16 protein-coding genes and 1 pseudogene are annotated in these 24,344 nt (G+C 64.1%); 11 read left to right on the forward strand and 6 right to left on the reverse strand.

All coding sequences use genetic code 11. From position 1 onward, the window contains the following. The first annotated feature begins 40 nt into the window (after positions 1-40). The 5 genes from F6X51_RS12035 (at position 41) to F6X51_RS12055 (ending at position 7,150) form a co-directional block, all read left to right on the forward strand. Positions 41-1,468 (forward strand): 8'-apo-carotenoid 13,14-cleaving dioxygenase, encoded by a 1,428-nt coding sequence (locus F6X51_RS12035; protein ID WP_150963903.1) that lies wholly within the window; start codon positions 41-43, stop codon positions 1,466-1,468. 688 nt (positions 1,469-2,156) lie between these two features. Then, on the forward strand, positions 2,157-3,116 hold the full coding sequence (locus F6X51_RS12040; RefSeq protein ID WP_191970089.1) for an efflux RND transporter periplasmic adaptor subunit: 960 nt from the start codon (positions 2,157-2,159) through the stop codon (positions 3,114-3,116). Then, on the forward strand, positions 3,113-4,315 hold the full coding sequence (locus tag F6X51_RS12045) for an FtsX-like permease family protein (RefSeq protein ID WP_150963905.1): 1,203 nt from the start codon (positions 3,113-3,115) through the stop codon (positions 4,313-4,315). Before F6X51_RS12040 ends, F6X51_RS12045 begins: the two co-directional genes overlap by 4 nt. 14 nt (positions 4,316-4,329) lie before the next feature. Next, positions 4,330-5,448: an ABC transporter ATP-binding protein gene (locus F6X51_RS27865; RefSeq protein WP_191970090.1), complete on the forward strand. Its 1,119-nt coding sequence runs from the start codon at positions 4,330-4,332 to the stop codon at positions 5,446-5,448. Positions 5,449-5,533: 85 nt separating this feature from the next. Then, positions 5,534-7,150, forward strand: coding sequence for an adenylate/guanylate cyclase domain-containing protein (locus F6X51_RS12055; protein ID WP_246696764.1), 1,617 nt, complete (start codon positions 5,534-5,536; stop codon positions 7,148-7,150). 710 nt (positions 7,151-7,860) lie between these two features. On the opposite strand, the gene F6X51_RS12060 is transcribed toward F6X51_RS12055, so the two are convergent. Further along, positions 7,861-8,754: a LysR substrate-binding domain-containing protein gene (locus F6X51_RS12060; RefSeq protein WP_150963907.1), complete on the reverse strand. Its 894-nt coding sequence runs from the start codon at positions 8,752-8,754 to the stop codon at positions 7,861-7,863. 111 nt (positions 8,755-8,865) lie between these two features. Between F6X51_RS12060 and F6X51_RS12065 the strand changes: the two genes are divergently transcribed. The 4 genes from F6X51_RS12065 (at position 8,866) to F6X51_RS12080 (ending at position 15,033) form a co-directional block, all read left to right on the forward strand. After that, positions 8,866-9,618, forward strand: a complete 753-nt coding sequence (locus F6X51_RS12065) for an SDR family NAD(P)-dependent oxidoreductase (protein WP_150963908.1) — start codon at positions 8,866-8,868, stop codon at positions 9,616-9,618. Between the two features lie 432 nt (positions 9,619-10,050). Continuing rightward, positions 10,051-13,068, forward strand: coding sequence for a response regulator (locus tag F6X51_RS12070; RefSeq protein WP_150963909.1), 3,018 nt, complete (start codon positions 10,051-10,053; stop codon positions 13,066-13,068). A 123-nt stretch (positions 13,069-13,191) separates the two neighbouring features. Continuing rightward, positions 13,192-13,542 (forward strand): MmcQ/YjbR family DNA-binding protein, encoded by a 351-nt coding sequence (locus tag F6X51_RS12075; protein WP_150963910.1) that lies wholly within the window; start codon positions 13,192-13,194, stop codon positions 13,540-13,542. Positions 13,543-13,827: 285 nt separating this feature from the next. Beyond that, positions 13,828-15,033, forward strand: coding sequence for a DUF2252 family protein (locus F6X51_RS12080; RefSeq protein ID WP_150963911.1), 1,206 nt, complete (start codon positions 13,828-13,830; stop codon positions 15,031-15,033). Between the two features lie 87 nt (positions 15,034-15,120). Here the strand turns inward: F6X51_RS12080 and F6X51_RS12085 are convergent, their stop codons facing one another. From F6X51_RS12085 to F6X51_RS12105, 5 genes and pseudogenes are all read right to left on the reverse strand, one after another. After that, a complete protein-coding gene (locus F6X51_RS12085; protein ID WP_150963912.1) occupies positions 15,121-16,182 on the reverse strand; it encodes a patatin-like phospholipase family protein in 1,062 nt (353 codons plus the stop codon). A 334-nt stretch (positions 16,183-16,516) separates the two neighbouring features. Next, positions 16,517-17,518 (reverse strand): SDR family oxidoreductase, encoded by a 1,002-nt coding sequence (locus F6X51_RS12090; protein WP_150963913.1) that lies wholly within the window; start codon positions 17,516-17,518, stop codon positions 16,517-16,519. A 730-nt stretch (positions 17,519-18,248) separates the two neighbouring features. After that, positions 18,249-19,124, reverse strand: a complete 876-nt coding sequence (locus F6X51_RS12095) for an SDR family oxidoreductase (RefSeq protein WP_150963914.1) — start codon at positions 19,122-19,124, stop codon at positions 18,249-18,251. A 358-nt stretch (positions 19,125-19,482) separates the two neighbouring features. After that, entirely contained in the window at positions 19,483-20,517 is a 1,035-nt protein-coding gene (locus F6X51_RS12100) for an IS110 family RNA-guided transposase (protein ID WP_150963915.1), read from the reverse strand. 179 nt (positions 20,518-20,696) lie between these two features. Continuing rightward, positions 20,697-21,269 (reverse strand): annotated as a pseudogene (locus F6X51_RS12105) (tyrosine-type recombinase/integrase). A gap of 749 nt (positions 21,270-22,018) precedes the next feature. Between F6X51_RS12105 and motA the strand changes: the two are divergent. Both motA and F6X51_RS12115 read left to right on the forward strand, forming a co-directional pair. Then, positions 22,019-22,876, forward strand: a complete 858-nt coding sequence (motA, locus tag F6X51_RS12110; protein ID WP_150963916.1) for a flagellar motor stator protein MotA — start codon at positions 22,019-22,021, stop codon at positions 22,874-22,876. Between the two features lie 28 nt (positions 22,877-22,904). After that, positions 22,905-23,777, forward strand: coding sequence for a flagellar motor protein MotB (locus tag F6X51_RS12115; protein ID WP_150963917.1), 873 nt, complete (start codon positions 22,905-22,907; stop codon positions 23,775-23,777). The last annotated feature ends 567 nt before the right edge of the window (positions 23,778-24,344 follow it).

Raw genomic sequence — 24,344 nt, forward strand, 5'->3', positions numbered from 1 at the left:
AGGGCGTCCCTGCCCGCCACACGCCTCAGGATTGCACCGCATGCCGAATCCCATTCAGTCGGTCGTTCGTGCCGTCCTTGAGGGCGGCGTCGAACTGGTGGCGGCCTACAATCGGAGGCGGCTGACGAGCCCAAATCCCTTCGTGGTCGGCGTCCACGAGCCGATGCGAGAGGAATTGACGCTGCAGGACCTCGCCGTGATCGGGCCAATACCGGCACAGCTCAATGGTCGGTACCTCAAGATGGGGGCCAATCCCGTTCGTCCGATCGCGGCGGGCAGCAACTGGTTTCTCGGTGACGGCATGGTGCACGGTTTCTCCATCGAGGATGGCAAAGCCCTGTGGTACCGCAATCGGTGGATCGGCTCGCGCACCGCGGCCGCGGCCCTCGGCCAGCCCGCCGCACCCGGACCGCGTCGGGGCGGCAACGACACCGTCAACACCAACGTGGTCGACATCGGCGGCCGCGTATTCGCCGTGGTGGAAGCCGGCAGCTTTCCCGTCGAACTCTCCGATACCCTGGAGGAGCAGTGCTACAATCCCTTCGACGGGACGCTCGCCGGACCCTTTTCCGGGCACCCGCACCGCGATCCGCTCACCGGCGAGACCCACGCGATCGCCTATGACGGGCGGGTCTGGGACAGCATCCACCACATTGTCGTCTCAGCGGAAGGCAGGGTGGTCCGCGACGTCCCGATCGCGGTCGAAAATGGTCCTTGCATCCACGATTGCGCGATCACGGCCCGGTTCACGATCGTGCTGGATCTTCCCGTCACCTTCTCGATGCGGGCCGTGCTCGCCGGTCATCGCTTCCCGTTTCGCTGGAACCCGACTCATCGTGCGCGTGTGGGACTGCTGCCACGACACGGCAATGCCGCTGAGATCGCCTGGTGTGATGTCGAGCCATGCTACGTCTTTCACGCTGCCAACGCCTTCGATGCTGCGGACGGGCAGGTGATCCTCGACGTGATCGCCTACCCGACGATGTTCGCCTCGGCGGGCGGTGAGCTCGACACGCTGGGTCGGCTCGAACGCTGGACCGTGGACCCCTCGACGAAGCACGTCGAACGGCGCGTGATCGACCACACGCCTCAGGAGTTCCCTCGCATCGACGAGCGCCGCTTCGGGCAGAGCCATCGCTATGCCTACACGGTCTCAGTCCCGTCCGACGCCAACCCGCAGCTTGCCGGTGCGACGAAGATCTACAAGCATGATCTGGAGACAGGCGAGCGTCGTGTGCACGAGTTTGGCGCTCACCACATCCCGGGCGAGTTCGTATTCGTACCTGCCGCCGCGGAGGCAAGCGAGGATGAGGGATGGCTCGTCGGGCTCGTCATCGACACCGTGAACGAGACGACAGACTTCGCCATTCTCGACGCACAATCTTTTGACGCGCCACCCATCGCCACGATTCGGTTGCCGCACCGGATCCCGCCGGGATTTCACGGAAACTGGTTTCCGACGCTGTGATCCTCAGGGTATGGACGAGCAATGCTTGCCTGCCCAAGCAGATGTACCTGATGCAGACCCTATGCGCCGTCTCAACGACTATAGCCGGCATAATCCGACTTACTGACCGATGTCCGTTTCGAGGCATGAAGCAGGATACGTTGTACGACCGGGATGGGCGTATTTTGTTGAAAATCGCAACAGCGCGATGAGGATTTGCTCGCTCATGCGCGTATAAGAAATCTGATCGCCACTTAAAAAGTGGTTGTTAGATCCTAGTCCGCCCGTGCCGGTGCGGTCTTATTCTCAAACATGTTGACGTCTTGCTTGTGATATTTCTTGTGTAGGTTGAAATTGTAGCCTCACGAGTCGGCGACCCTCGCTCCCGTTTCGTCGATCGTTACGAATGCCGAACGGTGTGTCCGAGAGGCATCAGTGAAGATTTGCTTTCCTTTTCCATATAACATTTTTTCATGCGAAGCGAAAAATTAACTACACCAAGCTCATACGTACTGGACTCGTCGGACAAAGCCAAATCAATCCGAGCAAGTATCTTGACAAGAACCGAATTATGAAAGTTTATATTGGAACTTATCGCTGGCCAAATGCACTAATAATCATGTCTCGCTCAGTTGTTTTTCTCGCAATGTCTTGCGTTGCCTTTCTGGCCTCACTATCTTTGACGGATGGAGGCGCGCAGGAACGCACAATGACAGCCCCGGCCTTTGCGCGGGGGGACACTGTCGAGAGTGTAATCGCTCGTGGGCGCATCGAGCCGCAGGGCGGCGTCATAGCCGTGAGTGGACCGCCTGAGAGCCTGAGCACGGTGGCTATCATCGACAGGCTTCTCGTCGAGCCGGGAACCAAGGTCACCCCGGGGCAAATGCTAGCCATCCTGAATGGATATGATCTGGCCCGCGCCGACTTCGAGGTCGCCACCGCTAACCTGCAGGTTGCGCGTCTGCAGCGCTCCCAGGTCCAGGCCGGCGCTGGGAAGAAGGCAGAGGTCGCCGCTCAGACAAACGTGCTCGCCGCACGCCGGGCGCAACTCGTCCGGGCTGAGAAGGAATGGAGCCGCGCGACCACGCTAGTGCAACGGAACGTCGGGTCGATCCAGACCCTCGATATACAGAAGGCGAACTTCGATCAACTGACACAGGAGGTCGAGCAGGCGCAAAACGCCCTCAAGGCCCTGACTGAGGTGCGCTCGGTAGACGACGAGCTCGCCGCAGGGCAGGTGGCCGTCGCCGAGGCAAACGTGGCACGGGCGCAAGCGGCGATGGAGCGCCTCCAGATCCGGGCCCGATCGGCAGGGACGATCCTATCGATCCAGACCCGGAGCGGTGAGGTCGTCGCGAGCGAGGGCATCTTGCGGCTCGGCGACCTCGACCGGCTGATCGTGGTCGCCGAGGTCGATCAAGGTCAGGTGCGGCGCCTGCATCCTGGTATGCAGGCCTCAATCGAGGGGCCGCAGTTCCCGACGCCGATTGCCGGCACCGTCACCCGCGTGGCGAACGAGATTCATCGCCAGAAGCGATCGTCCTCCGACATCCTCGTCGGCCGCGATGCCCGGATCGTCGAGGTAGACGTGACGCCGCTCCAGCCACTGCTGCCCATCATCGGCGCCGAGGTGACCGTGCGGCTGAGCGCAGCTCAGGGCGAGCGATGACCACGCGCCTCGGTCAGGCCTTCCAACTTGCGGCGGCGGCGCGCCTTGCCTACCGGCAGCTCACCCACCGCGGTGCCAAGCTGCTGGCCGCCTTACTCGGCGTGATGGTCGCTGTCGTTCTGATGTTCACACAGCTCGGCTTCAAAGGCGCCCTTTACGACAGCGGTGTCGCCGTCGCCAAGGCGTTCGACGGTGAAATTGTGCTCGCCTCGCCGGACTTTCAGACGATGTCCTACAACCCACCGTGGATGCCCCGTGGCCTGCTCTACGAGGCACGTGGCGTTGCTGGCGTGCGGTCCGCTTCGCCGCTCTACGCGAGCACCATACAGGTGGCGAACCCCTCCGATGGCAACTTCCTGACCACGTGGCTCTACGCCTTCGACCCGAACCAGCCGGTCCTCACCCTGCCCGATGTCAATCGCGCCATTCCGCTGATGCGACAGGCCCACGCGGCAATCATCGACCGGCACTCGCGCTACGAACTCGGTGATCTGGCTGCTCGCGTTGTCCGGTCAGGCAACCTCGATCTCGTTCTGCCGGCCTCCGGAGCGGAGACCCAGTACGTGCTGACGATGGTCGGGTCTTTTGAGATCGGGCCGACGATCAGTGCCGACGGCACCATCATCACCTCTGATCTGAACTTCTACAGGTATCTACATGCGCCGCTGGACCGCGTGTCGCTCGGGATCGTGCGCGTGGCGGATGGGGCTGATCCGGTCGCGACGAAGCAAGCTTTGCAACGTCAGCTCGGCCCGCGGGCCCGCATCTTCCTGAAGGATGAGTTCATCGCCAACGAGATCAACTTCTACGCCTACCGCACGCCGATTGGTTTTATCTTCAACGTTGGGCTGGCCGTCGGCGTGTTCGTTGGCATCGTCTTCATCTCACAGGTACTGCATGGCATCATTGCCGACAACGTCCGCGAATACGCTGCCTTGCGTGCAATTGGTTACGATCACACGTTCTTTCGTTACCTCGTCGCTTTCATCGCCGTGGCGCTCGCCGTCGTGACCTACCTGCCGTCGATCGCGGTCACGCTGCTGATCTACCATGTGGCGGCTTCGGTGACGAAGCTGCCCCTCGATCTCAAGAGCCAGTACTTGGTCGCTATCCTGGCGATCGTCGTCGCAATGGGGCTCACCGCCGCCATCTTCAGCGCCAAGAAGCTGAGGCGCGTCGATCCGGTCGACCTCTTCTGACACGGGATTCTCGGATGTCGAACATGCGGCGGCTAGATCGGGCCGGGGAGAACCTCGCCTCGGCAACGGATCTGTCGCACGCCTTCGGGACGGGCGACATGCGCACGCCAATTCTGACTGATATCACTCTCGCCATTCCCCCGGGTCAGCTGGTGATCATGACGGGGCCGTCCGGCTCGGGAAAGACGACGTTGCTGACCCTACTCGGTGCCCTTCGCAGCGGGCAGTCCGGCACGTTGCGCGTCCTCGGCCGTGACGTGGTCGGCCTCCCGGAGGCCGGACTGATGGAGTTGCGTCGCGAAATTGGCTTCATCTTCCAGTTGCATAACCTGCTCGACTCCCTCAGCGCGATCGACAATGTCATGATGGCCGCTCAATTGCGCCGCGGACCTGCCGATGAAACTCGGGCGCGGGCGGAGCGCCTGCTGACGCGCGTGGGGCTTGGTCATCGCACCCACCACAAGCCGAGCGCCCTGTCTGGCGGCCAGCGCCAGCGTGTTGCGGTCGCCCGTGCTCTTGTTAACGCGCCGCGCCTGATCCTGGCAGACGAGCCGACCGCCGCCCTCGACCTTGCCTCGACGCGCGAGGTTGTCGGATTGCTCCAAGAGCACATCGCCGAGACTGGGGCGTCATGTCTGATGGTAACGCACGACAATCGCATCCTTGACCGTGCCGACCGCATCGTCTCACTGGTGGACGGCCGTATCGTCTCGGACGTGATGGTGCGCGAGCAGGTAATTCTCTGCGAGATGCTCTCGAAGATCGAATTCTTCTCCGGACTTGACGCGGCAGAGCTGGGACAGGTGGCGGAGAAGATGGAGCGGCGCCCCTTCCGGATCGGCGATGTCATCATCCGTCAGGGCGAGATTGGCGATCGGTTCTACCTGCTGCACGCGGGCGAAGTCGACGTGCATGTTGACGGCACCGTTGGCAGCGCGGTGGTCGCGACACTGGGGAATGGCCGCTATTTCGGCGAGCGCGCCCTCATTACCGGAGAGGTTCGCAACGCGACGATCGTTGCCCGAAGCGAAGGGGCAACTTACGCCCTCGACAAAGCTGGATTCGACCTTGCCGTCGCCAGCGCGCCTAGCCTGCAGCAGCAGATCAGGAACAACTACTTCGCCAGGCAATAGATACTCGAACGGGATATTCGAACACGGATCAGATCCGAGCGACAGAAGCCCAAGGGTCACAAACATGCCAAGTCTAAACGCATCGATGACGCAGCAGCAGCGGCTTATCGGCCCGCTGCTCATCGTTGCCGTCCTTCTCGGGCTGGCGGGTCTACCACTCGCCGTGTGGCTGGACCTGCGCAGCCTGTCCGAGCGCATGCTAGAGGCGCAAGCCCGCGAGACCGGTCGCATCATTGATCAGATGCGCAGCTTTTACGCCAGCGACGTGATTCAGGCCGTAAACTCGGCGACAGGCCGCATCGAGACGCGACACGACTACAAGGGCGTCAGCAACGCCATTCCGATACCGGCGACGCTGTCCCTCGAACTGGGCGAGCGCATCAGCGGTGAGCATGGCACGATCAAGTACCGCTTTGTCTCGGACCTGCCGTTCAAAGATCGCAAACCGCACGACCTCGACGCCTTCGAGCAGATTGCGTTGTCGAACCTTCGCGTCAACCCGCAAGCGGGCTCGGCCATCGATGTCAGCGGCTCGATTTTCGATCGTCAAGTCCGCATCGCTGCTCCGATTCGGATGGAGTCCGCCTGCGTGCGTTGTCACAACACGCATCCTTTGAGCCCAAAGACCGACTGGAAGGTCGGCGACGTTCGCGGCATCCAAGAGATCGTCCTACGCCAGCCGATTGCCGCGAACGTTCTCGCCTTCAAGTACCTGTTGAGCTACTTCGTCCTGGCCGGTCTTGCCGGTGCGACGATGCTTGTGCTCCAGCGCCGCCAGACGGGCCTGATCAATCGCATGAACCACGAGTTGACAGAGTCGAACGGTTTCTTGGCATCCATTTCGGTGCAGATCGCGAAGTACATCTCGCCTCAGGTCTACAAGAGCATCTTCAGCGGCGAACGGGACGTGGCGGTTGCGACCGAGCGCAAAAAGCTGACAATCTTCTTCTCCGATATCAAAGACTTCACCGCCACCACCGAACGCCTGCAACCTGAAGAGCTGACGGCGCTTCTGAATGAGTATCTGACCGAGATGACAGCCATTGCCGTGAAACACGGCGGCACAGTCGACAAGTACATAGGCGACGCCATGTTGGTCTTCTTTGGCGACCCGGAGACGAGGGGCGTCCGGGAGGATGCTCAGGCCTGTGTCCAGATGGCCATCGAGATGCAGAAGCGCCTTGGCCAGTTGAACGCGCGCTGGCGCCGATCGGGCATCGAGCGCCCATTCCAGGCTCGAATCGGCATCAATACCGGCTACTGCAACGTCGGCAATTTCGGCAGTGACGAGCGGATGGACTACACGATCATCGGCGCAGAGGCGAACCTCGCTGCCCGCTTGCAATCGGTCGCAGCACCGGGTGGCATCACCTTGAGCTATGAAACTTACGCCCTCGTCAGCGACGTCGTCCGGGCTAGTCCGCAGGATGCGATCCGTATGAAGGGCATCAGCCGTGAGGTCGTCCCTTACGCAATCGAAGGCGATCTCAGCGTTGCCACCCAAGAATCGATCTTTTCCGAGCATGCCCGAGGCATCGATTTCTACATCGACGTTGACGCGCTGGAAGCGGACGGCGCGGTGCGTCTCCGAAAGCGCCTGCTCGATACATTGGCTGCTGTCGAGCGTCGGATGACCGGGGCGAGCCTCCCAGACGCGGATCTGGAACCGCACCAGGGCGCGATGCAGCGCGCGGCAAGCTGAAGATATTTCAGCGCGTCTTGCCTGCTCGCTCCAGAATAGATGTCGATCTAGATTTCAATGTAACCGTTGCGCAGCGACGTAAAAATAAATGCCTAAAAATACTCAAATCCAAGGTAACGGAGTCCATTGGCAGGCGAACAGATACTTACGTTCAATTTTTCTATTTTCAAGAGTAAGATTAAATAAAAATGTAATATATCATAGCGCTTGCTATCGATTGCAGTTGGATGGCGACAACTGGCGCGAAGGGGAAATTTGCCGCTGGAACTCAAAGTTCTAATGCTGGCACGAAGCTGCACAAAACGCACACGAAGCCCGGCGCAACCGAGACCTCAGATTCGGCACGAGCCGATGTCCGCTTCGGAGATGCCGGCGAGGGCCGCCGAATGGCCGGGTTGGGCGCGAAGCGGTCCGGCCGGTCTTGGCCGTTTGCGACCCGTCCGCTTCGGTGATCAGGTCGTGGGTCAGCAGACATTCGGCGCGGCTCAGGTGAAGGCCCCAGATTGACCCTGAGCGGACTCTTGAGCTGCATCCGATGAAAGTTCGTTTGGGGTGGGATGCGGAAGTTGACCAACCGCTCGCAAACGGACGTTCCGCCTGCGACCCAACTCGGCCGCTTCGCTTGCTGTCCCTCAATCTGGAAAGCAGACATCGGCGGGATCGCCGGATCGCCACTTGATTGATGATACGAATAGGCTGCGTCTTCGCGCTCATAGCTTCGGAAAGGCTGCCGCTAGGTGGTCTATCAGGGCACGCACGGCCGGCGGCAGGCCGCGACGAGTCGTGAAGACGAGGTGGACGATGCCGGCTTGGCCGCGCCAATCCCGGAGGACGTGAACGAGCCTGCCCGCGGCGATGTCGCTGGCACAGACATGGTCGGGCAGATAGGCGATGCCGATGCCTTCGGCGGCCGCATCACACAGAACGGCGAAGTCGCTACACGTCATGCGCGGTTCGTGACGCAGCCTGTACGTCGCCCCGCCTGCCTGCTCGAACCGCCACTCCACCTCGCCCGGGTCGTCGCTCGTGCCGAGCGTCGCGAAGGCGCCGAGCGACGCGATGTCAGCGCCGAGGCGGCTGGCGATCTGAGGACTGGCAACCAGGATCCAGCGCGAATGCCCGAGTGAGCGCATCGTCAGCGAGGCGTCGCTGGAGAGCTCCCGCCGCACCCGCACGGCCACGTCGATGCGCTCCTCGATAAGGTCGACCGCCCTGTCGCTGGCGATGATCTGGAGGCTGACCTTCGGGTAGCGGGCGAGGAAGGTGCGCACGGTGGCCGAGACGACCTCCACCAGGCCCTTCGGACAGCTCATGCGGATGCGCCCGTGCGGCTCGGCCTGCGCCTCCGCGACCAGCGCCTCGGCCCGCTCGGCCTCGAGCATCATCGCTCGGCAGCGCTCGTAGAAGCCTTGCCCGACCTCGGTGACGCGGAAGCGCCGGCTCGACCGCTCGATCAGGCGCAGGCCCAGCCGCGCTTCGATGGCCGCGACCCGGCGGCTGAGCTTCGACTTCGGCTCGCGAAGCGCGCGGCCCGCGGCGGCGAAGCCACCATGGGCGACCACCTCAGCGAAGTAGCGGTAGTCGTTGAGGTCGGTACGCATCATCGTTCCTCTTGTGGAACGCTACGTGCCACGTTTGCCGTCTACTCGCAGCATCGTTCTCACATCATCTCTGTCGTCAACGGCGCAAACGAAGCCGAACGATGGAGAACGACGATGGCGAACAGGTTCGAGAACAAGGTCGTGGTGGTGACCGGCGGCACGAGCGGCATCGGGCTCGCCACAGCCAAGGCCTTCTCCGAGGAAGGCGCCTCGGTGTTCATCACCGGCCGCCGACAGGAGGCGCTCGATGCGGCGGTGAAGCAGATCGGCGGGCGCGTGTCCGCCGTCCAGGGCGACATGGCGCGCCTGGCCGACATCGACCGCCTCTACGATGCGGTCCAGCAGAAGCACGCGCAGATCGATGTCGTCTTCGCCAATGCCGGCGGTGGTGAGATGGTGCCGCTCGGTGCGATCACCGAGGAGCACTATCAGCAGACCTTCGACACCAACGTGAAGGGCGTGCTGTTCACCGTTCAGAAGGCCCTGCCGTTGCTGAAGGATGGTGGTTCCATCGTCCTCACCGGGTCGACCACCAGCATCTCAGGCACGCCCGCTTTCAGCGTGTACTCGGCGACCAAGGCGGCGGTGCGCAACTTCGCCCGCAACTGGATCCTCGACCTCAAGGATCGCCACATCCGGGTGAACGCCATCAGCCCCGGCCTCACGGAGACAGCTGGCCTGAACGAGCTGTTCGGTGGTGGTGACCAAGCGAAGGGCACGAAGGACTACCTCGCTGGCTTGATCCCGGCCGGGCGTATCGGTCAGCCGGAGGAGATCGCCAAGGCGGTGCTGTTCCTGGCCTCGGACGAGGCGAGCTTCGTCAACGGCGTCGAGCTCTTCGTCGATGGCGGACAAGCTCAGATCTGAGCAGGCGGTCGCCAATGTCGGCTTTGAGGCGTCGCTGCCCCGAAGCCGACGATCTGCAAACCACCCGACTGAGACGCTCGCGGGACGATCGGCATCAACGGAATTTGGCCGAAGGCCGCTGGTCTGCTTCGGGGGATGTTGACCGGAAAAGCGGACAGATTCCTCCGACCCGACACCAACGGGGCGATGACCATCAGGCTGTTCTCGATCCGGTGCGCCAGCTCGGCGGCGAGCAGGTCGCGGTGGCGCTTGAGCAGCTGCGCTCGTATCCGTCGCGGCGTCGACCCGCCGAGCCTGGAGGAAGCCGTCGAAGTAGTCTGAGATGTGCGCCGTGTTGCTGCGGTCGTGGATCAGTCGGCGAAGCACAATGTCCGAAGCGCGCCCATCGAGAGTTGGCTCCGGGGACCTCCTTCCTGGTAGAACGCCGCCGTTATGAACATCGACACCACACCATCGAAGCGCTGGCGCTTCCTCAGTTCCCGACAGCGCCTCCCGAGCTCGGCACTCGCCTTCCTCCTAATCGCCCTCGCCCTCGCGGCGGGTGGCTGGAACTACGTCGCGGGGGCGCAGAGCCGGGCCGAGGGGGAACGGCTGAACGGTGTCATGGCCCGTAGCGAGCGCGTGCTCTCGACCATGAAGGATCTGGAAACCGGTCTGCGAGGTTACGTCCTAACCGGCAGCGAGGACTACCTGGAGCCCTACGAGGCCGCGCTCCGCCATCTCGGTGCAGAGCTCGATAGACTCGATGCCCTCACGATCGATCCAGCCACGCGAGAGCAGCGAAGGGCTCTAGTTGAGACTGAGAAGGCCTATGCCGTCCGCGTCATCGATCTCCGCAGGTTGGCCGGCCAAGAGGCTGCCGTTGACCTGTTGCGTGGGGGTGAAGGCAAGCGCACGATGGACGCCATCCGAGGCCTCACGCAGCGGGTCCAGGAGCGCGCGGGTGCCGACTTGGAGAGCCTCGCGGCGGCGGACCGCCTGCGCTCGCCGCTGCTGCCGCTGGTCACGCTGGCGGCTGTCCTGGCCGCCGTCGGCCTGCTTGCCCGGCTCGCCTTGGTACGCCGCCGTGAGAGCCAGCGCATGGCCGGCCTGCTTGAGAGTGTGCTGGAGAACGCACCCGTGGGCCTTGGCTTCCTCGACCGCGATCTCAACATCCGGCACATGAACCGCGCCCTCGACAGCATGAGCGAACGCGGCTTTGGCGCCGACGTCGGAGCACCAATCTGGGTGTTACTGCCTTCCCTTCAGGACGAGCTCGCCTCGAAGCTCGCGGCAGCGCGCGACCAGGGCCTCGTTACCGCCAACGTCGAGGTCGGCGTGCCGGCCCCGAGCGCGCCCGGGGGCACACGCCACTTCCTGATGAGCTTCTTCCCGCTGCGCCGAGAGGAGAGCGGGCGAAAGCAGGCGGATGGCGTTGGCGTCGTCATGGCCGACGTGACCCTGGGCAAGCTGTCCGAGAAGCGGCTGGCCCAGAGCGAGGAGCGCTTCCGCTCGCTCACCGAGGCCGCCTCCGCCGTCGTCTGGACCACGGCGCCGAACGGCGAGTTTCCGAAGGTTACCTCAGAATGGACGCGCTTCACCGGCCAGAGCCCTGCCGAGGCCGCCGTTTACGGCTTCCTGGAGGCGGTCCACCCCGAGGACCGGGAGGCGACGCGCGAGGCCTGGGAGCACGCCGTGGCGAGCCGTGCGCTCTACGCCATCGAGCACCGCCTGCGCCGGCATGACGGCGTCTTCCGCTACATGGAGGTGCGCGGCGTGCCGGTCTTAGAGGAGGACGGCAGCGTTCGCGAGTGGGTCGGTGCCCACACTGACATCACGGCTCGCAAAGAGGCCGAGTTGCAGATGGAGGCAGCCAAGGAGGCGGCGGAGGAAGCCAATCGGGCCAAGAGCCAGTTCCTGGCCAACATGAGCCACGAACTGCGGACGCCGCTTTCGGCGGTGATCGGATACTCGGAGATGCTGCAGGAGGAGATGGAGGATCTCGGCGAGGAGAGCCTGCTCGCTGACATGCGCAAGATCGAGTCGAACGCCCGCCACCTGCTCGGGCTGATCAACGACGTCCTCGACCTCTCAAAGATCGAGGCTGAGCGCATGGAGATTTACCCCGAGGAGTTCGACGCGGCCGGCACGGTCAACGACGTCGCCTCGACCGTCGGGGCGCTCGTCGGCAAGAAGGCCAACACCCTTGACCTAAGGATCGCAGCGGATCTCGGCTCGGGCCACACCGACGTGACCAAGCTGCGCCAATGCCTGATCAACCTGCTCAGCAACGCGGCCAAGTTTACGGTGGACGGGCGCATCACCCTCACGGCGGAACGCACGCAGCGGGATGGCATCGACTGGCTTCGCTTCAGCGTGGCCGACACCGGCATCGGCATGAGCGCGGAGCAGCAGGCGAGGCTATTCCAACGCTTCACCCAGGCGGATGCCTCGACCACCCGTCGGTTCGGCGGCACGGGTCTGGGCCTCGCCATCACCCGAGCCTTTGCCCGGATGCTTGGCGGCGAGATTACCGTCGCGAGCCAGGAAGGGGAAGGCACGACCTTCACGCTTGAGCTGCCCGCACGCTATGAGGAGAGCGCTTCAGCGGACCTAGCGACTGCAGCTGCGCATGACCTAGCTCCAACCGAGGATGATGAGGCGACGGGCCACAACGGCTCCGACCTGGTGCTCGTCGTCGATGACGATGCGGCTACGCGGGACCTGCTCACGCGCTTCCTGCAGCGGGAAGGCTTCCAGGTCGCCGCTGCCCCAGACGGACGGGCGGGCTTGGAACAGGCGCGAGCATTGCGCCCCCGCGTCATCCTGCTCGATGTGACCATGCCGCGCATGGACGGCTGGGAAGTGCTGCGGGCACTGCGTTCCGACCCGGAGCTTGGATCGACACCGGCGATCATGGTGACGGTACTTGCCGAGCAGAACCTCGCCTTCTCTCTGGGCGCGACCGACTATCTTCACAAGCCGGTGGAGTGGGGGCAGCTGAAGGAGGCGATGGAGCGCTTCCGGCCGGCGGTGCACGAAGGACCGGTGCTCGTGGTGGACGATGACCCCGACGTACGCGAGCGCATGACCACGCTGCTGACGCGCGAGGGCTGGCGCGTGACCTCGGCCGAGAACGGCCGGGCCGGCTTGGAGGCAGTGAGCGCCCGAAAGCCCGGCCTGGTCCTGCTCGATCTGATGATGCCGGAGATGGATGGCTTCGGATTCCTGCGGGAGCTCCGGGCCAGGCCGGAGTGTCGAGACATCCCGGTCGTAGTGCTGACGGCCAAGGACGTCACAGCCGACGACCGGCGCCGGCTGGCCGGTCAGGCCGACCGCGTGCTGCAGAAGGGAGGCCTGAGCATGGTAGACTTGGCCACCACCCTGCGCTCGCTCATGGGATCCATTGCGACGGCAGAGAGTGGGGACGGCGACGTTCCTCCGGCTGCGATCGCGGTCCCAGCTCGTTAGCCGCTGCCGGCCTCAATGGTAGGTAACTGGAGCTTGGCTATCGCTACGCGGCGGGCTTAGGGCGCTCCATTCGAGCCGGAGGCGACCTTCCGCCCTAATCCACAATCGGCGATAGATCGCTCCATGACCTGGGATGACGTGCTCGCACTCGGTATGAAGCTAACTGCCATGGAGGCGTCGAACTCCTACGGCGCACCTGCCCTCAAGGTAAGGGGCAAACTCGTGACACGCCTGCGTACCGAGGACGACAGCCTCGTTCTCCACGGCGTCCCGCCGGACGAACGCGACCTGTTGATGGCTGTCGAGCCTCAGGTGTTTCACATCACGCCCCACTATGAAGGGTATCCTATCGTTCTAGCTCGGATGGCAAACTTGGAGCCTGACAGGCTCTGGCCGTTCCTATTGCGTCGGTGGCGCGAGGTCGCCCCGAAACGCCTTGTCGCGAGTTCCGGTAAGAGGCAAGCCGAGGGCTGATAGGTTCGAAGATCTCCCGGATCTCTATCTGATGCACGATTTCGGGACTGGCATCGCAGGTCAGAGTGCCGAGTTCCGCGCGCCGGCAACACCGCACGCCGAAGAGCCATTCCACTTTGCAACGCGCCGCGTTCTCAATGCCGGCGCATGGCCTACGTGCTTCATGTTGCCGTAATCCACAGCGGAGGCGATCCGCCGCGTGTTGCCTACCTGTTCCCGAGCGTTGGTGCTGCGCCAAGCCCACAAGGCCGGGGCGAGCGGCGATACATAGCTGAAGGTTCGTGGATGCGTGACGCAGCGGATTATAGGCCCGACCAAAGGGCGGCTGCACTGCAGCGCCAGCGAACCCTCAAGATGGCGAGGTCCGCGCATGCCTATGTCCGCGGTAACACCCTGCAGTTCTACGAATGGTTGGACGGGCTTGCGCGCGGCACCCTGCCCGAGGGGCCTCCGGTTTGGGTCTGCGGCGACTGCCACCTCGGCAATCTCGGACCACTCGCCAATGCCGACGGTTGCGTCGACGTCCAGGTGCGTGACCTCGACCAGACCGTCATCGGCAATCCGACCCACGACCTCGTCCGCCTCGGCCTATCGCTGGCCAGCGCGGCGCGTGGCTCGGACCTGCCCGGCATCGTTACTGCCAGGATGCTGGAAGAGATGGTTAGGGGCTACGCGCTCGGCTTGGAAACGCTGAGGGCGAACGAGGCGCCGCCCGAGCCGGACGCGGTGCGAACGATCCGGAAACGGGCCCTGGGCCGTCAGTGGAAGCACCTCGCCCGCGAGCGCATCAAGGACGTGGAGCCCTCCATTCCGCTCGGGCGCAAGTTCTGGGCCCTGGACGAGGAGGAGCGCTCGGCACTCGACGACCTTTTCCGTGAGGGGTCTGTGCGCCGCCTCGTGCTGACCCTCAACCGACGCGATGAGAGATCCGAGGTTCACCTTCTCGACGCGGCTTACTGGATGAAGGGCTGCAGTTCCTTAGGCTTCCTGCGCCACGCCGCGCTGCTTCGCATCGTCGAACCGGGAGGCAAGCGAAAGCTGGCGCTGGTTGATCTGAAAGAGGCGGTCGCGCCCGCAGCGCCAGCTGCCCCGAGAGTCGAGATGCCCATGAACCCAGCGGAGCGGGTTGTAGCCGGGGCGAGGGCTCTGTCGCCGAACCTCGGGGAACGCATGCTGCCGGTGCAACTTCTCGGCAAGCCCGTGGTCATGCGAGAACTCGCGCCGCAGGACCTAAAGCTCGACGTCGACCAGTTCACCCGAGAGGAGGCGGTCCGAGCGGCGCATTACCTCGCCTACGTGATCGGTAAGGCGCACGGCCGCCAGATGGACAAGGCAGCCCTCTCGGATTGGCGAGCCGAAGTCACGCGAGGCAACGGCGGGGAAGACGGTGCACCGTCGTGGCTGTGGTCGAGCGTGGTCGAGCTCGCGGGGCGGCATGAGGTCGGCTACCTCGACCATTGCCGCCGCCACGCCCTCGCCAATGCTGCCTGAGGCTCACCCATCCCTTGTCGAGCCGTCCTTATGTAACGGAGCTAAATCTTATCCTCAGGACGGCAACTCGGCCATCCGGTCGGCCCATCACCGGTCCGGGTGTGCGACCAACGGGTTGTGAGGTCGTCCAGGGAGGGTGACGTAGTTGAAGCGGCCGGCGTCGGGCTCGCTCAATGCCAGCAGCCTCAGGCCATGAACCGCGTCGCGACCGCCTGCGGCCCAGCGGTCGCGGATCGACGAGGGCGAGAAGTCGAAACTCTTGGCGGCGAGTTCATCCGCGCCAGCCTGATAGATGAGGTGGAGCAGCGTCACTGTCGGTCCGTTCGGATCGAGCCTTTGCCGTAAGTCGTACTCGCGCCGGAGGCCCGAAATCGCACGGCGAGGCGCGCTGGCGAAGATGAGGTCGTTGGCGCGTTCCAGCACTGCGTCAAGCGAGGCAGGGCGCGGCGCCCTTAATGAGAATAGGTCCGAGGCGATGCAGAGGAGATCCCTCGGCGGCTCGGCCGCGAAGACCGGATCGAGGGGAAGGTTGTTCGTGTAACCGGCATCGCAAAGGACGCGTCCGTCCAACTCAACGGGCGGGAATGCAGGGAGGATGGCCGTGCTGGCGAGGATATGCTCTGGCCGAACCACCTCCCGGCTCGTGTCGAAGTAAACCTCCTCGCCTGTCTCGATATCGACGCAGCAGACCGTCAGACGCGTGTCGCCCCGGTTCAGCCGCTCGAAGTCGACAAGGCGGTTCAGGGTCTGGAGAAGGGGGGCGTTGTCGAACAGCGCGACGTCGTTCGGCACCCATGGCAGGGCCGACCACAACCCTGGCAATCGATGGCGGAAGATGTTCGGTCGCCCCCAGGCAAGAGCCAGAAGGGCATGCAGACCGTTGTAGACCTGACGCGGCTTGAGCAACGCGCTCGGGCTTGGGCCAGTGCCCTGGGTGGCCTCGTCCCAAAATGTGCGGAGCTTGTCGACCCTGTCCTCGGGCGCATTGCCTGCGATGATGGCGGCGGTCACCGCGCCGATGGAGGCGCCGACGACCCAGCCGGGTCGAAGCCCTTGATGGTGCAGCGCCTCGTAGGCACCGGAGTGATAGGCACCGACGGCATTGCCGCCGGCAAAGATCATAGCGAGATCGCGCTCGATTTCCGGCATTCTTGCTTTCGTATATTAGAAGATTAACTGGTCGTATCCCTATCAGAGCTCCGAACGTTCTCCGACGCCGGCAATGGCTTTGAAGCAGTGCACCACAGATCATACATGGGCACCCCTTCCTGGATAGTCGCTTGGTTCGACATTGGCCGTTTGGCCTGAACAGCGCCTTGGAGCAATCGTCGGTCTTGTTGCGGAATGCCTTGTACCAGACCAAGCCTTACACTAGATTGGCCGAGCGATGGCTGATGATGAAGGGGAGTTGCTTTCCCGTTCTCAATGCGCGCCATCAGCTGCCTCATGTAGCGTATCCCCGATTGCGGTGTCCTTGGCCTGCTCAGCGGCGGACTGGTTTGCGCCGCGTGCCGAGGATGACGGCAGCCGTTGCCGCCAAGCCCACGGCGAGCACGCTAGCCGTTGCCAGGGGGTGCAGCGTGGCGCGGGTGTAGGCGCTGGTCCGCATGACGTAGATCGGAGGATCGCCCCGCTCGTTCCCGGCGTCCCGCGGGGTATGCAGCGCCCCTTGTGGGTTCCTTGGGCTTTCGGACCGCTTCTGCAGGGCAATGACGGCGGGGGCGAGTTCATCGTAGGCGCCCGGGGCGAACTCCTTGCCGACTACGAACAGCTTGCCGCCGCCGCCCACGATGATGTCGCGCTGCGGGTGCTCGGCCGCATGCAGAATGGCGTTTGCGACCTCCTGCGGCGGGTAGATCGGTGGTGGAAGGGTAGGCTCGCGGTCCATGTAGTTGCGCGCCCGCTGCGGCAGCGGCGTGTCTATGGAGGCAGGCTTCACCAAGGTCACGGACACCGGCGTGCGCTCCGCGATCAGCTCCATACGTAGCGTGTCGGTGAACCCCTTCACGGCGTGCTTCGAGGTGGCGTAAAGGCCTTGGAACGGGAAGGCGAGGTCTGAGGCGATGCTGCCGACGTTGATCAACGCGCCCCCGCGCTTCCGGAGGTGCTCGACCGCGACCAGGGAGCCGTTCACTGTGCCCCAAAGGTTGGTCTGGATCAGGCGCTCATGATCCTCGTAGGCGATCTCGCGCAGGGGTCCGTAGACGGTCAGGCCGGCAACATTGACCCAGGTATCGAAGCCGCCGAATGTCGCGACGGCCTTGTCGGCGATGGCCTGCACGTCCTCAAGCCGACCGACATCGGCAACCACGTGGACGGCACGGTCACCGAGTTCCTCGGCGACCCGAGCGAGGACCGCCTCGCTGCGCGCGGCGAGCACGACCCGGGCGCCTCGATCCGCTGCCATGCGTGCGGTGACCAAGCCGATGCCGCTCGACGCCCCGGTGACTACGATGACCTGTTCGCGTAGCGGCTTGCGTCTCATGCAATGCGTGTCCCTGTTCACGTTAATCCCTGTGCGGGGAGCCCGGGGCTACGCATGAACGAGCAAAGCGTTGCGGCCCGTGCTGTTTTTACGCGTTTGACCGTCCGGGGCTCGGCCAGGGTCGGCGTCTTCCGCCCTCGCGTGCCGCCACCGTCCATTCCGTGCTGAACGCGACGAGGCCCCGCGTGGCGGAAAGGACGTATAGCGCCCTCCCTTGCGGCCGAGCCTCGGCTCCACGGCGCGCGGCCAGGGCGGGCTGGCCTGACGGGATGAGGCTGTATGGATGTTCGCAAGTAGAGGCATTGCAAGCTACGTCGGGTCCGTGACCACTCCGAGGCCCAGTCGACCGACACCGTTGGTCACATTGACCATGAGGCCGGCCGAGCTCAATAGGATTTAATTCCTTGACGCGATCAGGCTGGTGACGTCAGTGGTGCGGAGCTCGTGTTTCTGGGTGCAAAGCAAGCAACCGCGCCGTGAGCTTGGCGCTGCGCTCCGTCGCCTGCAGGTTGTTCCAGATCGCGAGTGCGACACGCTCCGGGTCGTTGGGCCTACGGAGGGTCTGTTCGGCAGACCTTACCGTGGGACTGCCCTGAGCGGTGGACCTCATCTCACCTCCCAGCGACTCGAGGTTATTGCTCAAGGTGCCGAGGCACATCGTCCCAGAGGACTACGCGCAGGGGCCCGGTTTCGTCGGGCACCCATCCTCAGGTGAGGCGCGCGCTCCGTCTCAGAGAACTGGCATCGCGCCTGCGACCGTGACAAGCGCGCCCGAGGTGTAGCTGCTCTCGTCGGAGGCCAGCATCACGTAGGCCGAGGCGAGTTCCGCTGGCTGCCCGGGCCGGCCGAAGGGCACCATCGAGCCGAAGTTCCTCACGGAAGCCTGGTCCATGCCCGCTGGGATGAATGGGGTCCAGATGGGGCCGGGCAGGACGCCATTCACCCGGACGCCCTTCTCGGCGAGAAGTTGCGCGAGGCTCAGCACCAAATTACTCAGGGCGCCCTTCGTGGCACTGTAGGCGAGCAGAGACGGCATTGGGTGCTTGGAGTTCACTGACGAGGTGAAGATGACCGACGTCCCCGGCTTCATGTAGGCGAGGGCGGCCTTGGTCACGTAGAACGGGCCGAACACGTTGGTGCGGAAGTGGTCCTCGAACACCGCGTCCTCGATGCCGTCGAGGCCCTCGTTCGGTTGCTGGAAGGCGCCATTGTTGACCAGCACGTCGAGGCGGCCGAAGGTCTCGACGGTGCGGGCGACGATCTCGCGGCCATAAGTGGCGTTCTTCAGGTCGCCCGGCAGCAGCAGGGCTCGCCGGCCCGCCTTCTCGATCCAGCTGCCGACCGCCTCAGCGTCCTCCTGCTCCTCGGGCAGGTAGGAGATGGCGACGTCGGCCCCTTCTCGGGCAAAGGCGATGGCGACCGCGCGGCCGATGCCGCTGTCGCCGCCGGTGATCAGCGCGGCCCGGCCGTCGAGCTTGCCCGAGCCCTTGTAGCTGTCCTCGCCATGGTCTGGCTCGGGCGCCATGCGGCCGGTCTTGCCCGGAAAACTCTGTGGCTGAGGCTCGAACGGCGGGCGCGGGTACTTGTGCAGCGGGTCGGTCGTCACGGAAATCCTCCACGATCTTCCCGGCTCAACCCAGCCGCCTTGTCGGTGTTCCGGAACCTTCGCAGAAGCAGCCCGCCGCAACCATTCACGTCCTGTGTGGATGGCTCCCGCGTTGCAAGGGGATCTGTGACGGTTCGGCTTTTCGGTCGGGTGCCGTCTTGTGTTCGGCCTGTTTGCGCGGTCATCGACCGCTGGCCGTGATGGTTTCCGCGGATGGGGTCCCATTCTGCTTCGCGGGCTTCGACGCCCTCGACATTTAGCGGGTTGTCCTCGTCCCCGGTCTGACCGGTGCGCCATCACTTCACAGGGTCCTCGCAACCTCCTTCGCGCGGTACCGCGCCGATCGGTAAGCGCCTCCTCAGACCGCCGCGGTGCCGAGTGCGGGCGTCCGGTAGACCTCGCCCCGGACCATGATGGCCCAGATCGCCCGCGCCGCGCGGTTGGCCATCGCGACCGTGGCGAGGCGGACCGGCTTGCGAGCGAGCAGTGCGTTCAGGCGCGGGTCGGCCGCGCTGGGATGATGCTTGTTGCGCCGGACGAGCGAGGTCATGCCGGTGACGAGGAGCCGGCGCAGGTACTGGTCACCCATCTTCGAGATCCGGCCGAGCCGTTCCTTACCGCCGCTGGAGTTGTTGAGCGGTGTCAAACCCAGCCAGGCCGCAAACTGACGCCCGGATCGGAAGGGGCTCGGATCAGTGACGGTGGCGGCCAACGCTGTCGCCCCGAGCAAGCCGACGCCGGGCACGGTGGCGATGCGTCGGGCGAGATCGTTCGAGCGGTACCAGGCCAGCAGGTCGCGTTCGAGCCGGTGGATGCTGTCTTGCACCGCGACCGCCTGCTCGGCCAGGGCGCCGATCACCTTGGCGGCCAGCTTCGGGACCTCGTGCGCCTCACCAGCGATCGCACGCCGTACGAAGGCGAGGGCGTGCGTGAGACCCTTCGGGATATCGATTCCGAACTCGGCCAGCAGCCCGCGGACCATGTTGACCAACTGCGTGCGCTGGCGGACCAGGAGATCGCGTGTCCGATGCAGAGACAAAGCTGATTGCTGCTCGACCGATTTGATCGGCACGAAGCGCATGGTCGGGCGCGTGACAGCTTCGCAGATCGCCTCGGCGTCCGCCGCATCAGTCTTACCGCGCTTTACGTACGGTTTGACGTAGGCCGGCGGCATCAGCCGCACCTCGTGACCGAGGGCCGTGAGTTCGCGCGCCCAATGATGGCTCGTGCCGCAAGCTTCCATGCCGATCAGACATGGCGGGAGCTTGCGGAAGAAGGGCATCACCTGCGCTCGCCTGAGCGCGCGCCGGACGAGAACCTCGCCCGTGCAGTTGATGGCGTGCACTTGGAAGACATTCTTGGCCAAGTCGATGCCGACGGTTGTGATCGCCATCGTAGTGGCTCCAAGCTCCTGCTGCGTGACAGCACCATCTTGGCGCCGCAGCGTCGGGAGCGGGAGCCATCCACCCCATCTGCTTCGGCGAAGCCGCGAGAATCGGCTGAAAGGCGGAAATGGGCGCGAAGCGGTCCGGCAATTTGAGAGCTCCTCGACTGCGCCGAGGAGCCCGACACTCAGATTTCGGTGCCTTCCGCCAGCGCAAGCGCGTCCTCAATGTCGACGCCAAGGTAGCGCACGGTGCTCTCGATCTTCGTGTGGCCCAACAGGATCTGAACCGCGCGTAAGTTACTGGTCCGCTTGTAAATCAACGAAGCCTTCGTCCGCCGTAGCGAGTGCGTCCCATAATCCTCTCGCCGAAGGCCGATACCTGACACCCACTCGTCCACCAGCCGGGCGTACTGTCGCGTGCTGATGTGAGCCGCATGGTCGGTGCGGCACGGAAAGGCGAACTCATTGAGCGCACCACCCCGACACTCCAGCCAAGCGAGCATGCTGGTGCGGGTCGGTTCCAGCAGTTCGAATTACACGGGCCGCCCAGTCTTGCGCTGGATGATGATAGCCCGCGAGCGGACACAGCCGCCACTCACGAGATCACCGATCTTCAGTTTGACGATGTCGCATCCGCGCAGCTTGCTGTCGATGGCAAGGTCGAACATGGCACGGTCGCGCACGCGCCGCTCGCCATCGAGCCAGAAACGGACTTGCGACCGCCTAAGTTCCTCATTTGTTCTCGTGGGGGGCAGCATGGGACGGCGGCGAGTGATGGTTGACCCGGAGTGGCGTTGAAATCAGGGCCATGGGATCTTCCATTGGGTCCTGGTGGAGGATGCACCGGCCGCAAACCCATGCTTGTAGCCGGCCTTATAGATGCCAGACAGGATCGCGGCGATGCATGCCCCGACCACGAGTTGGTCGAGAAGTGACAGGGAGTCGAACCAGACCCACAACAGCATGCCGCTATACCCCGAACCCTGCATCGACGCGAAGCATGAACCGGAGCGTCATCCGGTGGAAGTCCCTGACCCATTCCAGGGCCAGGCTACGACGCCAGAGGGCTATGATCTCGTGACCCGGCAACGAGCAGGGCTAAGGGTAGCGAAAGCGGTAGCTGCCTCTCAACGCCTCGACCATACCGCGGTCAGCGGAGGACGGCCATCATCTCCAACATCGCCCCGCGCAAATCCTCGCCCATGTAGCCCGCGCCTCGACCCGCTGGACCCGCGCGGCGCTCTACTGGCCGCCCTTCGCGGTCGGAATACCCTGGGCGTTCAAGGCGTCGGCGATACCCTTCAGCGTGGGCGATCCGTCGAGCGATACAGGATAGTCAGGCAAGCCTGAGGGCGCGCGCGAAGCGCTACGGGATCAATTCGTAGACGGTCACCGAGTGGAAGCCCGGCCACAACTCTAAACTCGCCGTTAACCTTAATCGGTAACTTGTCGGATCGTGAGTGGCTTCGCGCGGGCTGTACCTTCCGCCGCGCAAGGATGGAAAATTATGCGGCTGATCGTCGGCGCACTGATCGTCTTCGCCTGCGTCTTTGGCAGCTACGCGGCGATGGGTGGCCACCTGGAAGTCCTTTGGCAGCCGTACGAGTTCGTCATCATCCTCGGTGCAGCGATCGGTGCCTTCGTCATCGGCAACACCGGGCCGGTGCTCAAGGCCGTGCCCGCCATGCTGGGCACGCTCGTGAAGGGGCCCAAATACAATCAGCAATCCTATGTCGAACTGCTGGGCATGCAGTATTCCTTGTACAAACTGGTGAAGCAGAAGGGTTTGATGGCGCTCGAGCCTCACATTGAAGATCCGAGCGAGTCGACGCTGTTCAACGCCTTCCCGACCTTTGCAGAGAACCATCACGCGGTCGAGTTCGTCTGCGACTACATGCGTATGGTGACGCTGGGCGCCACCAACGTCCACGAGATAGACGCTCTCATGGATGAGGAGCTTGAGACGCACCACCAGGAGCAGGAGCGTGTCGTTTCGGCCATGCAGTCGCTCGCCGACGGAACACCGGCGCTCGGCATCGTCGCCGCCGTGCTCGGCGTGATCAAGACGATGGGGGCGATCAAAGAGCCGCCGGAGGTGCTGGGACATCTGATCGGCGGCGCGCTCGTAGGCACCTTCTTTGGCGTCTTCGTCGCCTATGGCTTCTTCGGGCCCATGGCGCAGTCGCTCAAGAGCCTCTTCGAGGCCGAATCCAAATACTACCTTTCACTCAAGGCGGGTCTCCTCGCCCACATCGCCGGCCAGCCGCCGGTGATGGCGGTCGAATTTGCCCGCAAGGCTCTGATGAGCGACGTCCGCCCGACCTTCAATGAAGTGGAAGCGGCAACCGCCGCTCTGCCCGCCTAGATCTGACCTAATCTCCAGCAGGGACGCGATGGCCAATTCCCCCCAGCCGATCGTCATCAAGAAGGTCAAGAAGGCCGCTCATGCACACCACGGCGGGGCCTGGAAAATCGCCTATGCGGACTTCGTGACCGCCATGATGGCGTTTTTTCTGCTGATGTGGCTCATCAGCATGACGACGCAGGAGCAGAAAATCGGTTTGGCCGAGTACTTCGCGCCGGCGGCGATAAGCCCTGCAACCAGTGGCTCCGGCGGAATGTTGTACGGCACCGCCCTGGACACTTCAGGCAACAAGCCGACGACGCCCCGCGACGCAGAGATGGGCTCTGCCGAGCGGAAGGTTGGAGCACGCCCGACCAGTCTGGGCCGCGCCAGCGATCTCGATGCCAGCCGTGCGGCCGCCAGCATGCAGGCCGACTACAGTGCCATCGCCAGCCTCCGGCAGGCGCTCCAGAAGATGCCCGAGATTGCCGAGCTGTCGCGCAACATCGTATTCGATACGACCAAGGAGGGCGTGAACGTTTCCCTCGTGGACGAGGACGGCCGCTCCATGTTCCGCGAGGGCTCTGTCGACCCCTACGAGCGCACCCGTCGCGTGCTGGAGGCGCTCGCGCCCACCCTGCGCCGGCTGCCCAATCGCCTGTCCATCACCGGCCATACGGCCGCCGCGCGCCCGGGCTCGGCGCGGGCCGTCGAACCCTGGAACCTCACCGCCGGGCGTGCACTCGCCGTGCGCGAGATCCTGTCGGGTGCCGGGGTTCCCAACGACAACTTCGCTTCCGTGGTGGGACGCGCCGACACCGAGCCGGTTTTCCCCGACAATCCCTACATCGCGCCGAACCGACGGGTGACGATCACCCTGCTCAATGCGAGTCCGCCGGTGCCCCCGGGCCTTCTTCGCTGACGATCCTGCGTCGCCGGATTGCAGCGCAAGCAGACCTTCTGAAAGTCCGGGAACGGTCGATACCAAGCGGCCGGTCATTCGAAACCGAATGTCGGCTGTCGCGCCTCCAGCCAACTTCCGCTGTTGGCGCTCCGCAGACCGATAAGCTGGGCTGCTGTACCGTCCGTTTCGGACAAGCCGCCTGCATCGGCTGAGCGGCCGGGATGGGCTCGAAGCAGTCATGCGTCGCGATTCGAGCGAACGTCCGGTTTCTCAGCTTTGATTCCTGAAATCAGACCGGCGGTAAACCACCCATCTGAGACACTCACGCGAGCCCCGCGTGGCGGCCGAAGCTGGCCGATAGCTGCCGGTCTTCTTGGGGGCGGGCAAGGCGGTGAAGCGGACATTCTGCGATCGCTCGGCATCACCCACAAGGGCACCCGGCCCGACACGCCAAAGGCCAACGGCACGGTCGAGCGTGAACCGCGCCGGGATTTTCGGAGGCCGTTTGGTTTGGGTCAGGCGGCCAAGGCTTGGACCTCGGCCTGGGCATGATAGCGCGCTTGCGCCTCGGCGGGAGGCATGTTG

The sequence above is a fragment of the Methylobacterium planeticum genome (assembly GCF_008806345.1).
GTDB lineage: Bacteria > Pseudomonadota > Alphaproteobacteria > Rhizobiales > Beijerinckiaceae > Methylobacterium > Methylobacterium planeticum.

What these genes read in the sequence shown, in the direction of transcription:
- F6X51_RS12035 (WP_150963903.1), top strand. Translation starts at nt 41, where the DNA reads ATGCCGAATCCCATTCAGTCGGTCGTTCGTGCCGTCCTTGAGGGCGGC.
- F6X51_RS12040 (WP_191970089.1), top strand. Translation starts at nt 2,157, where the DNA reads ATGACAGCCCCGGCCTTTGCGCGGGGGGACACTGTCGAGAGTGTAATC.
- F6X51_RS12045 (WP_150963905.1), top strand. Translation starts at nt 3,113, where the DNA reads ATGACCACGCGCCTCGGTCAGGCCTTCCAACTTGCGGCGGCGGCGCGC.
- F6X51_RS27865 (WP_191970090.1), top strand. Translation starts at nt 4,330, where the DNA reads ATGTCGAACATGCGGCGGCTAGATCGGGCCGGGGAGAACCTCGCCTCG.
- F6X51_RS12055 (WP_246696764.1), top strand. Translation starts at nt 5,534, where the DNA reads ATGACGCAGCAGCAGCGGCTTATCGGCCCGCTGCTCATCGTTGCCGTC.
- F6X51_RS12060 (WP_150963907.1), bottom strand. Translation starts at nt 8,754, where the DNA reads ATGATGCGTACCGACCTCAACGACTACCGCTACTTCGCTGAGGTGGTC.
- F6X51_RS12065 (WP_150963908.1), top strand. Translation starts at nt 8,866, where the DNA reads ATGGCGAACAGGTTCGAGAACAAGGTCGTGGTGGTGACCGGCGGCACG.
- F6X51_RS12070 (WP_150963909.1), top strand. Translation starts at nt 10,051, where the DNA reads ATGAACATCGACACCACACCATCGAAGCGCTGGCGCTTCCTCAGTTCC.
- F6X51_RS12075 (WP_150963910.1), top strand. Translation starts at nt 13,192, where the DNA reads ATGACCTGGGATGACGTGCTCGCACTCGGTATGAAGCTAACTGCCATG.
- F6X51_RS12080 (WP_150963911.1), top strand. Translation starts at nt 13,828, where the DNA reads ATGCGTGACGCAGCGGATTATAGGCCCGACCAAAGGGCGGCTGCACTG.
- F6X51_RS12085 (WP_150963912.1), bottom strand. Translation starts at nt 16,182, where the DNA reads ATGCCGGAAATCGAGCGCGATCTCGCTATGATCTTTGCCGGCGGCAAT.
- F6X51_RS12090 (WP_150963913.1), bottom strand. Translation starts at nt 17,518, where the DNA reads ATGAGACGCAAGCCGCTACGCGAACAGGTCATCGTAGTCACCGGGGCG.
- F6X51_RS12100 (WP_150963915.1), bottom strand. Translation starts at nt 20,517, where the DNA reads ATGGCGATCACAACCGTCGGCATCGACTTGGCCAAGAATGTCTTCCAA.
- motA (WP_150963916.1), top strand. Translation starts at nt 22,019, where the DNA reads ATGCGGCTGATCGTCGGCGCACTGATCGTCTTCGCCTGCGTCTTTGGC.
- F6X51_RS12115 (WP_150963917.1), top strand. Translation starts at nt 22,905, where the DNA reads ATGGCCAATTCCCCCCAGCCGATCGTCATCAAGAAGGTCAAGAAGGCC.